The sequence below is a fragment of the Stenotrophomonas sp. TWI700 genome, assembly GCF_039673645.1.
GTDB lineage: Bacteria > Pseudomonadota > Gammaproteobacteria > Xanthomonadales > Xanthomonadaceae > Stenotrophomonas > Stenotrophomonas maltophilia_AA.
Map to the genome: position 1 here is coordinate 1 of NZ_JBDJMB010000033.1, position 12,369 is coordinate 12,369.

The 12,369-nt window shown below is 67.1% G+C and carries 10 protein-coding genes; 4 read left to right on the plus strand and 6 right to left on the minus strand.

The window, feature by feature from the left end:
* Window positions 1–80: 80 nt before the first annotated feature.
* The gene (locus tag ABE473_RS16775) at window positions 81–374 is read right to left on the minus strand and encodes a hypothetical protein (RefSeq protein WP_346490278.1); all 294 of its coding nucleotides are present in this window, start codon (window positions 372–374) and stop codon (window positions 81–83) included.
* Window positions 375–511: 137 nt separating this feature from the next.
* Window positions 512–1,660 (minus strand): acyl-CoA dehydrogenase family protein, encoded by a 1,149-nt coding sequence (locus ABE473_RS16780; protein WP_179458555.1) that lies wholly within the window; start codon window positions 1,658–1,660, stop codon window positions 512–514.
* A gap of 147 nt (window positions 1,661–1,807) precedes the next feature.
* Between ABE473_RS16780 and ABE473_RS16785 the strand changes: the two genes are divergently transcribed.
* The 4 genes from ABE473_RS16785 to ABE473_RS16800 all read left to right on the plus strand — a co-directional run bounded on the left by ABE473_RS16785 (window position 1,808) and on the right by ABE473_RS16800 (window position 7,903).
* Window positions 1,808–2,737, plus strand: coding sequence for a metalloregulator ArsR/SmtB family transcription factor (locus ABE473_RS16785; RefSeq protein ID WP_121037902.1), 930 nt, complete (start codon window positions 1,808–1,810; stop codon window positions 2,735–2,737).
* Between the two features lie 9 nt (window positions 2,738–2,746).
* Entirely contained in the window at window positions 2,747–3,853 is a 1,107-nt protein-coding gene (locus ABE473_RS16790) for a homocysteine S-methyltransferase family protein (RefSeq protein WP_346490279.1), read from the plus strand.
* Between the two features lie 69 nt (window positions 3,854–3,922).
* Window positions 3,923–6,607: a methionine synthase gene (gene metH / locus ABE473_RS16795; RefSeq protein ID WP_346490280.1), complete on the plus strand. Its 2,685-nt coding sequence runs from the start codon at window positions 3,923–3,925 to the stop codon at window positions 6,605–6,607.
* 90 nt (window positions 6,608–6,697) lie between these two features.
* Window positions 6,698–7,903 carry an MFS transporter gene (locus ABE473_RS16800; protein WP_179458552.1) on the plus strand — a complete coding sequence of 402 codons (1,206 nt, stop codon included), beginning with the start codon at window positions 6,698–6,700 and terminating at the stop codon, window positions 7,901–7,903.
* Between the two features lie 25 nt (window positions 7,904–7,928).
* On the opposite strand, the gene ABE473_RS16805 is transcribed toward ABE473_RS16800, so the two are convergent.
* From ABE473_RS16805 to ABE473_RS16820, 4 genes are all read right to left on the minus strand, one after another.
* Window positions 7,929–10,013 (minus strand): acyltransferase family protein, encoded by a 2,085-nt coding sequence (locus tag ABE473_RS16805; protein ID WP_346490281.1) that lies wholly within the window; start codon window positions 10,011–10,013, stop codon window positions 7,929–7,931.
* 67 nt (window positions 10,014–10,080) lie between these two features.
* Window positions 10,081–10,773 (minus strand): DUF2058 family protein, encoded by a 693-nt coding sequence (locus tag ABE473_RS16810; RefSeq protein WP_346490282.1) that lies wholly within the window; start codon window positions 10,771–10,773, stop codon window positions 10,081–10,083.
* A gap of 9 nt (window positions 10,774–10,782) precedes the next feature.
* The gene (locus ABE473_RS16815; protein WP_179458549.1) at window positions 10,783–11,022 is read right to left on the minus strand and encodes a SlyX family protein; all 240 of its coding nucleotides are present in this window, start codon (window positions 11,020–11,022) and stop codon (window positions 10,783–10,785) included.
* On the minus strand, window positions 11,015–12,364 hold the full coding sequence (locus ABE473_RS16820; protein WP_346490283.1) for a UDP-glucose/GDP-mannose dehydrogenase family protein: 1,350 nt from the start codon (window positions 12,362–12,364) through the stop codon (window positions 11,015–11,017). The genes ABE473_RS16815 and ABE473_RS16820 overlap by 8 nt, the downstream gene beginning before the upstream one ends.
* Between the last annotated feature and the right edge of the window lie 5 nt (window positions 12,365–12,369).

Consider the following 12,369-nt stretch of genomic DNA (forward strand, 5'->3'; position numbering starts at 1 on the left):
CATTGCGTGAGCCCCCTGACCGCCTGGTTGCCGGCCAGCGGCCGGCCCTACCACACGGTCTCAGCGCACCACCAAACGTCTCAACGCAGCAGCGCCACCGCTGCACAGGCCACCACGATCGCCAGCGACGGCCACTGCATTGGCAGGTAGAAGAAATGATGGCGGGCAGGCTCGCCCTCCGCGCGCGGGCCGCGGTTGAGCACCATGCCCAGCACGACATTGATCGCTGCGCCGATGCCGAAGCCGATCAACAGCTGCGCCAGCGAGGTATTGCCTTTGGCAACAGCAGGATCGGGCCACAGCCACATCAGCAGCAACAACGCGACGACGGGGGTGAGCAGGGTCAGGAATCCTGCGCCTCGATAAATAACCATGGGGTGACCTGTAGAACGGGACCGCACATTCTGCACTACCCCGCGTGCCGACCAACGGTCGGCACCTGCCCGGCGGGCGGCCCCCACGCTACAGCCTCCGCCGGCGGGCCACGACCGTGGGTCGTGGCCGCGCTCCCTCAGCGCAATCCGGTTTCGTTGCGCGCGATCACCAACCGCTGGATTTCCGAGGTGCCCTCGTAGATCTCGGTGATCTTGGCATCACGGAAGTAACGCTCCAGCGGCATTTCCTTGGAATAGCCCATGCCGCCGTGAATCTGCACGGCCTGGTGGGTGATCCACATCGCTGCTTCCGAGGCGGTCAGCTTGGCAATCGCCGCTTCATTGCTGAAGCGCTTGCCCTGGCCCTTCACCCATGCAGCGCGCAGCGTCAGCAGCAGCGCTGCGTCCAGCTTGCACTTCATGTCGGCGATCTTGGCCTGGGTCATCTGGAAGGTACCGATCGCGGCACCGAAGGCCTTGCGGTCCTTCACGTATTCGATCGTGGCTTCGTACGCGGCACGCGCGATGCCGATCGCCTGCGAAGCGATACCGATACGGCCGGCATCGAGCACGCCCATGGCGATCTTGAAGCCCTCGCCTTCCTTGCCGACCACGTCATCGGCAGCAGCCACGTAATCCTGGAACTCGATCTCGCAGGTCGCCGAAGCACGGATGCCCAGCTTCGGCTCGGTCTTGCCGCGGTGGAATCCGGCGTTGTCGGTGTCGATCATGAACGCGGTGATGCCACGTGCGCCCTGGTCCGGATCGGTCATCGCAAACAGCACGATGTACTTGGCGACCGGGCCGGAGGTGATCCAGCTCTTCTTGCCGTTGATGACGTAGGTGCCGTCGGCCTGCTTGACCGCGCGGCAGCGCATCGCCGTCGCATCCGATCCGGACTGCGGCTCGGTCAGCGCGAACGCGCCAATCGCTTCGCCTTCCGCAATGGCGCGCACGTACTTCTGCTTCTGCGCTTCGCTGCCATGGGTCAGGATGCCGTTGCAGAACAACGAGTTGTTGACCGACATGATCGTCGAATGCGCGGCGTCTCCGGCGGCGACCTCCACCATCGCCAGGACGTAGGCGATCGGGTCCATGCCCGCACCGCCGTAGGCTTCGGGCACTTCGATGCCCATCAGACCGTTTTCGCCCAGCAGGCGGATGTTCTCCAGCGGGAACTCGCCGGTGCGATCATGGTGTTCGGCGCTGGGCGCGATCTTTTCCTGCGCGATACGGCGCGCAACGTCCTGCAGCATCAACTGCTCTTCGGTAAAGCTGAAATCCACAACACCCTCCCGGGGACATTAGTGATATGGCCGCGCAGAGCGCGGCCAGGTCGGGCGATTGTACCGGGGGGCGGGGAGGCACGCCTGACTTGACCGGACCGCCGCCAAAGGACGAAAATATCTCTATATCGCGATAGGTAGATATTTATGGATCTCGAGGACTGGTCCGTCCGGCTGAAAGTGTTCGCCGACGCCACCCGGGTGCGCCTGCTGGCGCTGCTGGAACAGGAAGAACTCACCGTGGCCGAGCTGTCGGCCATCACCACGCTGGCCCAGCCGCGGGTGTCCACCCATCTGGCCCGGCTCAAGGAGGCCGGCCTGGTCCGTGACCGTCGCTCCGGCGTCTCGGCGTACTACCGCTTCGATGACGCGGCGCTGGACCCGGCGCAGCGCGCATTGTGGCATGCCCTGAGCACCGGCAGCGACGACCCGCTGCTGCGCCAGGACGCTGAACGCGTGGCCGCCGTGATGGCCAGCCGTGCCGCCGACCAGAACTGGGCCGACAGTGTCGCCGGCGACATGGAACGCCACTACTCCCCCGGCCGCACCTGGGAAGCGCTGGCACGCACTGCCCTGCCGCTGCTGGAAACCGGCGACGTGCTCGACATCGCCTCCGGTGACGGCGTGCTGGCCGAGCTTGTGGCGCCGCACGCCAAGCGCTACATCTGCATCGACACCAGCGCGCGCGTGGTCGCCGCCGCCAGCGAGCGCCTGCGCCGGCTGGCCAACGTGGAAGTGCGCGAAGGCGACATGCATGCCCTGCCCTTCCCCGACCAGAGCTTCGACCTGGTGGTGCTGATGCATGCGCTGACCTACGCGGCCAAACCGGCCCAGGCCGTTGCCGAAGGCGCGCGCGTGCTGCGCCCGGGCGGTCGCCTGCTGCTGTGCAGCCTGGCCCGGCACGAGCATCGTGCGGCCGTGGATGCCTATGGCCACGTCAACCTCGGTTTCAGCGACAAGGAACTACGCAAGTTCGTGGAGAAGGCCGGTCTGGTCGTCTCCAGCCTGGAAACCGTGACCCGCGAGAAGCGCCCGCCGCATTTCGAAGTCATCTCGCTGATCGCCAGCAAGCCCTGAGGTCTGCCCATGTCATCCCTGCCCTGGCTCCACCCCGACCGCGTGCACGCGCTGGAAACGGCGCTGGCCCAGCGCATCCTGATCATCGACGGGGCCATGGGCACGATGATCCAGCGGCATGGTCTGGAAGAGGACGACTACCGCGGCGAGCGCTTCGCCGGCGGTTACGACCACCAGCACGGGCCCGGCTGCGACCATGCCGCGCCGGGCGATGCGACGCAGGGGCATGACCTCAAGGGCAACAACGACCTGCTGCTGTTGACCCGGCCGGAGGTGATCGGCGGCATCCACACCGCGTACCTGGAAGCCGGTGCCGATCTGGTCGAGACCAATACGTTCAACGCGACCTCGGTCAGCCAGGCCGACTACCACCTTGAACACCTGGTCTACGAGCTCAACAAAGCCGGCGCCGCGGTGGCGCGCGCCTGCTGCGATGCGGTTGCGGCGACCACGCCGGGCAAGCCGCGCTTCGTGATCGGCGTGCTCGGCCCGACCAGCCGGACCGCTTCGATCAGCCCGGACGTGAACGATCCCGGTTTCCGCAACACCAGCTTCGATGCCCTGCGCGAAACCTACCGCGAAGCCATCGACGGCCTGATCGACGGCGGCGCCGACACCCTGATGGTGGAAACCATCTTCGATACGCTCAACGCCAAGGCCGCGCTGTTCGCCATCGAAGAGGTGTTCGATGCGCGCGGTGGGCGCCTGCCGGTGATGATCTCCGGCACGATCACCGATGCCTCCGGGCGCACCCTGTCCGGGCAGACGGCCGAAGCGTTCTACGCCTCGGTCGCGCACGGCCGGCCGCTGTCGATCGGGCTGAACTGCGCGCTCGGTGCCAGCGACATGCGGCCGCACGTGGAGACCTTGTCCACCGTGGCCGAGTGCCTGGTCAGCGCGCACCCGAACGCGGGCCTGCCCAATGCCTTCGGCGAGTACGACGAAACCCCGGAAGAAATGGCCACCACGCTGCGCGAATTCGCCGGTGCCGGCCTGCTCAACCTGGTGGGCGGCTGCTGCGGCACCACCCCGGCGCACATCCGCGCGATCGCCGAGGCGGTCGCCGATCTACCGCCCCGCCGCCTGCCGGCACCCCCGCTGGAAGACGCGGCATGACCGCGTCCGCCCCACGCTCCCGTCGTCGTTGTCGTTGACCCTCCTCCGCCAGCCCGTGCCCGCCTGCCCATGACGTCTTCCCGCTACACCCGCCTGTCCGGTCTCGAGCCGCTGGTCATCACTCCGGACCTGCTGTTCGTCAACATCGGTGAGCGCACCAACGTCACCGGCAGCGCGCAGTTCCGCAAGCTGGTGAAGGAAGAGCGCTACGAAGAGGCGGTGGAAGTGGCGCGCCAGCAGGTCGCCAACGGTGCGCAGATCCTCGACGTCAACATGGACGAGGGCCTGATCGATTCCGAAAAGGCGATGACGCGCTACCTCAACCTGATCATGTCCGAGCCGGACATCGCGCGCATTCCGGTGATGGTCGACTCCTCCAAGTGGAGCGTGATCGAGGCCGGGCTGAAATGCCTGCAGGGCAAGAGCGTGGTCAATTCGATTTCGCTCAAGGAAGGCGAAGCGCAGTTCATCGAGCAGGCGCGCAAGGTGCTGCGTTACGGCGCCGCTGCGGTGGTGATGGCCTTCGATGAGGATGGCCAGGCCGATACCTGCGCGCGCAAGGTGGAAATCTGCACCCGCGCCTACCGGATCCTGACCGAACAGGTCGGCTTCCCGCCGCAGGACATCATCTTCGACCCGAACATCTTCGCCGTCGCCACCGGCATCGAAGAGCACGACAACTACGCGGTCGACTTCATCGAAGCCACCCGCATCATCAAGCGCACCCTGCCGCACTGCCATGTCTCCGGCGGTGTCTCCAACGTGTCGTTCTCGTTCCGCGGCAACGAAACAGTTCGCCAGGCGATCCACTCGGTGTTCCTGTTCCATGCCATCGGCGCGGGCATGGACATGGGCATCGTCAACGCCGGTGCGATGCCGATCTACGACGATCTGGACGCCGAGCTGCGCGAGCGCGTGGAGGACGTGATCCTCAACCGCCGCAGCGACGGTACCGAGCGCCTGCTCGAGATCGCCGAGCGCTACAAGGGCAAGAAGGGCGAAGTGCGCGGCGAAGACCTTGCCTGGCGCGAGAAGCCGGTCAATGATCGCCTCGCGCATGCGCTGGTGCACGGCATGGACGCGTGGGTCGAGCAGGACACCGAAGAAGCGCGTGCGCGCTCGACGCGTCCGCTGGATGTCATCGAAGGGCCGCTGATGGACGGCATGAACATCGTCGGCGACCTGTTTGGCGCCGGCAAGATGTTCCTGCCGCAGGTGGTCAAGTCCGCGCGCGTGATGAAGAAGGCGGTGGCCTATCTGCTGCCGTACATCGAGGCGGAAAAGGCCCGCAGCGGCGACACCGCCAAGAGCAACGGCAAGATCATCATGGCCACGGTCAAGGGCGACGTGCACGACATCGGCAAGAACATCGTCGGCGTGGTCCTGGCCTGCAACAACTTCGATGTGATCGACCTGGGCGTGATGGTGCCCGCGCAGAAGATCCTGGATGCCGCGCGCGCCGAGAACGCCGACATCATCGGCCTGTCGGGCCTGATCACGCCCTCGCTGGAAGAGATGAGCCACGTCGCCCGCGAGATGGAGCGGCAGGGTTTCACGATGCCGTTGATGATCGGCGGCGCGACCACCTCGCGCGCGCACACCGCGCTGAAGATCGACCCGCACTACAAGGCGCCCACGGTGTGGGTGAAGGATGCCTCGCGCGCGGTCGGCGTGGCACAGTCGTTGATCTCGCGCGAGCTGCGCGATGCCTTCGTGGCCGCCAACGAGGCCGACTACGCCGACATCCGCCAGCGCCACCGCAACCGTGGCGACGCCAAGCGACTGGTGACCCTCGCCAAGGCGCGCGCCCAGCGCTTCGTGGGCGACTGGGCCACCTACACACCGCCGGCGCCGCGCAAGCCGGGGCTGCATGTGCTCGACGATTACCCGCTGGCCGATCTGGTCGAGGTGATCGACTGGACGCCGTTCTTCCAGGCCTGGGAACTGGCCGGCAAGTATCCGGCGATCCTCACCGATGAGATCGTCGGGCCCCAGGCGACCGACCTGTACAAAGACGCCCGCGCGATGCTCAGCCGCATCGTCGCGGAAAAGTGGCTGACCGCCAAGGCCGTGTTCGGCCTGTGGCCGGCCAACAGCGTCGGCGATGACGTGCACCTGCGCACCGACAACGGCCCGGCCGTGCTGCACTTCCTGCGCCAGCAGGTCGACAAGCCAATCGAACGCCCGGATTTCTGCCTCGCCGATTTCATCGCGCCGGCCGACAGCGGCAGGCAGGACTGGATCGGCGCGTTCGCGGTGACCGCCGGCATCGGCATCGACCCGCACGTGGCCCGCTTCGAGGCCGACCACGACGACTACAACGCGATCCTGCTCAAGGCGCTGGCCGACCGCCTGGCCGAAGCGCTGGCCGAGCGCCTGCATCAGCATGTACGCATGGATTACTGGGGCTACCAGCCGGACGAGCAGCTGGACAACGAATCGCTGATCGCCGAAAAGTACGCCGGCATCCGCCCTGCCCCCGGGTATCCGGCCTGTCCAGAGCACAGCGAGAAAGCCACGCTGTTCCGCTTGCTTGATGCCGAGCGCAACGCGGACATGCAGCTGACTGAGAGTTTCGCGATGCTGCCCACCGCGGCGGTGTCGGGCTATTACTTCAGCCATCCGCAGAGCCAGTATTTCGTGGTCGGCCGGGTCACCCGTGAGCAGGTGGTCGACTATGCCAAGCGCAAGGGCGTGGACCGTGCGCAGGCCGAGCGCTGGCTGGCCTCGAACCTGGATTACGATCCGGAATGAGCGTGCCACCCGACCCACGGTCGGGTGCTGACGGCATAATGCCCGGGTAGGCACCCGCTGTTGGTGGGTGCGCGCCCTCCGAGATCCCGCATGACCGCCCTCCCCCGCGACGCCGTTCCGGCCGTCCGCCTGTCCTCGTTCTACCTCTTCTACTACGCCGCCCTCGGCGCGTTCACCCCGTACTGGTCGTTGTTCCTGACCTCGCGCGGGATGAGCGTTACCGCGATCAGCGTGATGATGGGCCTCTGGTACGCCACCCGCATCGTCGCGCCCACCACCTGGACCTCCCTCGCCGCCGCCTCGCCGCGCCCGATCTTCTGGCTGCGGCTGGGCTGCGTGCTGACCCTGCTGACGTTCTGTGCCTTCCTGCTGCCGTTGCCGCAACCGTGGCTGTATCCGGCGATGATCACGTTCTGCTTCTTCTACAACGCGGTGATGCCGCAGTTCGAATCGATCACGCTGACCCACCTGGGCAGTGACAGCCACCGTTACGGGCTGATCCGGGTGTGGGGCTCGCTGGGCTTCATCGCCGTGGTGATGCTGTTCGGCTGGATCATCGAAGGCGACGGCGGTGCCGGCAACGCGCATCTGCTGCCGTGGTTGATGCTGCCGCTGTTCGGCCTGCTCACCGCCTCGGGCTTTGCCAACCGCTACGCGCGCAACCTGCAGCGCAGCGACGGCGACGCGAGCGGCTTCTGGCAGATCGTGCGCAAGCCACAGGTGCTGGCGTTCTTCCTGGCCGCGTTCATGGAGCAGCTGTCGTTCGGCCCCTACTACACCTTCTTCTCGGTCTACATGGATCACCACGGCTACGCGACCTCCACGCTGGGCGTGTTGTGGACGATCGGGGTGGTGTTCGAAGTAGGCGTGTTCTTCACCATCGGCCGCTTCTTCCGCCGTTATGACGCCAGCTGGATGCTGCTGATCGCGCTGCTCAGCTCCACCGTGCGCTGGGCGGTCACCGCGCTGTTCCCGGAGAACCTGCCGGTGATGCTGATCGCGCAGACCGCGCATGCGCTGGGCTTCGCGGCCTTCTTCGCCGCCGCGATGCAGATGCTGGCGACCTACTTCCCCGGCCGCCTCAACGGCCATGGCCAGGGCCTGCTGTACGGGTTCTCGTCCGGCGTGGGCGGCGTGCTCGGCGCGTTGATTGCCGGCCAGTTGTGGCCCATCGATCAGGGCCGCACGGCGTTCCTGGCCGGCAGCGGATTCGCGTTGGCCGGCGCCCTGCTGTGCTTCTTCGCGATCAGCCTGCCGCTGCTGCGCGCCGGCCGCCGGAAACGCACAGCCGTGTAGCGCCACGCCATGCGTGGCTGGCGACTCACGGGGCAGCGGCTGGCGCCGTCGCCTCCAAGCGGCGCAGATGCGCCTGGAAATCCGGCAGCAGCAGACGATTGCCGTAGCCGCTGAGATGATCGCCATCGAAGAACAGCGGTTTGCCGTCGCGGGTCGGCAGGCACTGCGCACCGGGGCACAGCAACGGCATCGGATCCCAGATCGACGCACCGGGCAGACCGGCAGCCACCTGCTGCAGGCCGGCCAGCACCGGCGCACGCAACTGCTCGATCTCGCTGCGCGCGATGGTCATGCCGTGGGCGCAGATCGGGTTGTGCCGGTTGAACACATCCGAGCAGCGGTACGGAGGCGCCGGCAGCACCGGTTTGGGCGCTTCCAGCACGATGCGCACGCCACGTTCGGCCAGCGGGGTGAGCTGCTCGACCCAGTGCGCCACTTCAGCGGTGCGCCCTGCATCGGCCGCCTCGCTGAGATGTTCGGCACGTACCTGGGCGACGTCGAAGAGGGCGTACTGCTCGGACAGGCGCGGCAGGCGCAGCCCGGCCAGCAGCACCACATCGCCCGGCTGCGCACGCGCCTGGATATCCTCCAGCACGTTGCGCGCATAAGCCTCGCAGGCTGGATTGGGGCCCTGCCAGGCGCGCAGCCCGACCAGCGCGCAGCCGCCGCTGCCGTACAGGCGGATCGGCGCACCGTCGAGCACGGCCAGGCGCTGCAGCAGCTCGTGGTACGCCAGCGCGTGCGAATCACCGGCCACGAACAGTTGACGGGTGGATGCGGTGCGTCCCGGGCACTCGCCGCGCTCGTACAGGCGCGCCTGCCCGCCGGCCACCGGCACATTGCCGACCCGCACGCGGCACTCGGGAATGTCCTTCTTCAGCCCCTTGGCATACGGATACCAGTCCAGCGAGGCGCGGCTGACCACGCTGAGCGAGGTGTACTGCTGGGTCTTGACCAGCGCCGACTGCAGCCCGGCCCCGAGCACCAGCACGCCCAGCCCGACCGCGACCCAGCGCGCGTTGCTGACGCGCCAGCGCGCGCCGTGTCGCAGCGGCTGCTCCACCCAGCGCCACGACAGCCAGGACAGCAGCGCCACGCACAGCAGCGCCGCGGCGCCGGTGGCCAGCGTCTCCAGGCCCACGGTCCAGCGGAACAGTACGAAGACCGGCCAGTGCCACAGGTATAACGAGTAGGACAGCCGACCCACCGTCACCATCGGCGTGGTCGCCAGCGCGCGCCCGACCCAGCCGCCCGGCGAGCCCTGCAGAAGACCCAGCAGCCCCAGCGTACCCAGCACCGGCCACAGGCCGTCGATCCACGGCGAATGGCCCGGGCGTGCGGCCCACAAACCGTAACCCAGCGCCACAAGGCTCAGCAGCAGCAATGGCGAGCGCCAGCCGAAGCCACGCGGTGGCACCGGCGGTGGCGTAAACCGCCCGCTCAACGACAACAGCTGGAACAGCAGCACGCCCGCACCCAGCTGCCAGAACCGTGTGGTGGTCAGGTAGAACGCATCGATCTCATGGCCGCCCTGCCGCGCCCGGAACACCGCATACCCCAGCGATGCCACGGTGGCCACGCCGAACAGCCCCAGCGACAGCCAGCGCCCGCGCGGACCTTTGGCCCAGGCCAGGAACAACAGCGGGAACAGCAGGTAGAACTGTTCCTCCACGCCCAGCGACCAGGTGTGCGTGTACGGATTGAACTCGGTGCGCGGCGAGAAGTAGTCATTGCCGGTGCTGGCCAGCACCCAGTTGCTCAAGCCCACGAACGCCATGCGCCCGGTCTTGTCGCTGGTCTCGCTGAGCCAGGATTCGGGAATCAGCAACGCGCTGAGCATCGCCGTTACCAGCAGGCACACCACCAGTGCCGGGGCGATGCGGCGCATGCGGCGCGCGTAGAAGCGCGCCAGCCCGGCCCAGCCGCCAACCGCCGGCAGTCGATCCACCGACGCGCTGACCACGAAGCCGGAGATGACGAAGAACACGTCCACACCGGTGAAGCCGCCGGGCAGCCAGCTGGCCTTGAGGTGATAGAGGATCACCGCCAGCACCGCGATGGCACGCAGGCCATCGATATGCGGGAAGTACCCGGGACTGCGTTCCTGCATGGCCCTGCTCCTGACATGCACTGGGCGCCTGACGGCGCCCAGTGCGTTCAACCAAGGTGTCGCTGGCTTACCAGACCAGGTCGTCCGGCACCTGGTACTGCGGATCGGCATACGGATCCTCGCCAGCCGGCGCATCCGGGTCTACCTTCAGCGCCACCGAGGGGGCGAACACCGCTTCGGCCTCGGCCAGCACTGCGGCGGTCACCAGCACGTAGCGGCCGTTCTGCTGCAGCACGCCGAGCTCGCCGGCATTGAGTGCCTTGAGCTGTTCGGCCGTCACGTAGATGCGCTTGATCTTGCCGCCATACGGGAAATGGCGCGCGATGTCGGCCGCTTCGGCGTTGAGGGACTTGCCTTCCAGCAGGACCTCCAGCTTGGCCTTGGCCTCGCGACGCAGGCGCGCCTCTTCCTGCTTCAGGCGCTCGGCCTCGATGCGGTCGTCTTTTTCCTTCTGCGCACGGATCGCATACGCCTTGGCGAGGTCGATGTCCTCGCGCGAGCGCGGCTTGCCGGGCGCGCCCTGCGGCGGACGGGCGCCGGCGGGACGGCCCTTGCCCTGCGGGCGGCGGTCGCCGTCGCGGGCGGGACGCTGGCCCTCGCCGGGCTTGCCGGCCGGGCGTGCGCCCTGCGGCTTGCCGGCCGGGCGGCCATCGCGGCGCGCATCGGGTCGACGATCCGGCTTGCGGTCGTTGGTTCGTTCGGGTTTGGGCGCGGCTTTGAAGCCAAGGCCCAGCAGCTGGTCGCGGAGAGTATCGCTCATGACGTCAGATCAGTAATGCGGAGGCGGCGGCTCTTCGGCCGAATCGGAATACAGCGCGGTGCGGACCTTGCCGAGGTCTTCGAGCAGGATGCGGGTCAGGTCGGCATTGCGGTTGCCTTCCATGCGCGCATCGGCCAGGGCCTCGCTCAGTTCGGCCAGCGCCTGCTCCTGGAAGGAGACACGCATTTCCAGCTCGACCAGGCGTGCTTCCAGTGCCTGTTCGCGCTCGGAGGGTGTGGACTCATGCATTCAACGAACGTCCCCGGCCAATGCCGTAGTAAGCCAGGCCCGCGGCTTCGATATCCTGCGGGTCGTACAGATTGCGGCCGTCGAAGACGACCGCATCGCTGAGCATCTCGCGCAGCCGGATGAAATCCGGGCTGCGGAACTGCTTCCATTCGGTCACCACGACCAGCGCATCGGCGCCCTCGAGGGCGTCATAGGCGTTGGCGCAGAACACCAGGTCATCGCGCTCGCCGAAAATGCGGCGCGCTTCTTCGGTCGCTTCCGGATCATAGGCGCGCACCTTTGCACCGGCTTCCCACAGCTGCGCCAGCAGGCGGCGGCTGGAGGCCTCGCGCATGTCATCGGTGTTCGGCTTGAATGCCAGGCCCCACACCGCGAAGGTCTTGCCGCGCACCCCTTCGTCTTCGCCACGGTCGTAGTGGCGCTGGATCAGGGCGAACAGATGGCCCTTCTGATGCTCGTTGACCGCTTCGACGGCGTTCAACAGCATCGGCTCATGGCCGTACTGCTGGGCGGTGCGGGCCAGCGCCTGCACATCCTTGGGGAAGCACGAGCCGCCATAACCGGCGCCGGGATAGATGAAGTGCCAGCCGATACGTGGGTCCGAACCGATGCCTTGGCGGACCTGCTCGATATCGGCACCGACCTTCTCGGCGATGTTGGCGATTTCGTTCATGAACGAAATCTTGGTCGCCAGCATCGCGTTGGCCGCGTACTTGGTCAGCTCCGCCGAGCGCACGTCCATCTCCACCACGCGGTCGTGGTTGCGGTTGAACGGTGCATACAGGCGGCGCATCAACGCGATCGAATCGGGATTGGACGCGCCCACCACGATGCGGTCCGGCCGCATGCAGTCGGCGACCGCGTCACCTTCCTTGAGGAATTCGGGGTTGGAGACCACGTCGAACGCGATCTCCACGCCGCGGTCGGCCAGCGCCTGCGCGATGGCCTCGCGGACTTTGTCGGCCGTGCCTACCGGCACGGTCGATTTGTTCACCACCACCACCGGCACGGTGATGTGCCGGCCGATGGTGCGGGCCACGGCCAGCACGTACTGCAGGTCGGCACTGCCGTCCTCGTCCGGTGGCGTGCCCACGGCAATGAAGATCACCTGGCCATGCGCGATCGCGGTGGCGGCATCGGAGGTGAAGGTCAACCGCGACGCCGCGTGGTTGTCCTTCACCATGGGCTCCAGGCCGGGCTCATAGATCGGGATGATCCCGTTGTTGAGGCCGTCGACCTTGGCCTGGTCGATATCGACACAGATCACCTGGTGGCCGACCTCGGCCAGGCAGGTACCCGTGACAAGACCGACGTAGCCGGTACCGAAAATCGCAACGCGCATGGGCG

Coding starts and splice junctions, on each gene's coding strand:
- ABE473_RS16775 (WP_346490278.1), bottom strand. CDS start 374: ATGGTTATTTATCGAGGCGCAGGATTCCTGACCCTGCTCACCCCCGTC.
- ABE473_RS16785 (WP_121037902.1), top strand. CDS start 1,808: ATGGATCTCGAGGACTGGTCCGTCCGGCTGAAAGTGTTCGCCGACGCC.
- ABE473_RS16790 (WP_346490279.1), top strand. CDS start 2,747: ATGTCATCCCTGCCCTGGCTCCACCCCGACCGCGTGCACGCGCTGGAA.
- metH (WP_346490280.1), top strand. CDS start 3,923: ATGACGTCTTCCCGCTACACCCGCCTGTCCGGTCTCGAGCCGCTGGTC.
- ABE473_RS16800 (WP_179458552.1), top strand. CDS start 6,698: ATGACCGCCCTCCCCCGCGACGCCGTTCCGGCCGTCCGCCTGTCCTCG.
- ABE473_RS16805 (WP_346490281.1), bottom strand. CDS start 10,013: ATGCAGGAACGCAGTCCCGGGTACTTCCCGCATATCGATGGCCTGCGT.
- ABE473_RS16810 (WP_346490282.1), bottom strand. CDS start 10,773: ATGAGCGATACTCTCCGCGACCAGCTGCTGGGCCTTGGCTTCAAAGCC.
- ABE473_RS16815 (WP_179458549.1), bottom strand. CDS start 11,022: ATGCATGAGTCCACACCCTCCGAGCGCGAACAGGCACTGGAAGCACGC.
- ABE473_RS16820 (WP_346490283.1), bottom strand. CDS start 12,364: ATGCGCGTTGCGATTTTCGGTACCGGCTACGTCGGTCTTGTCACGGGT.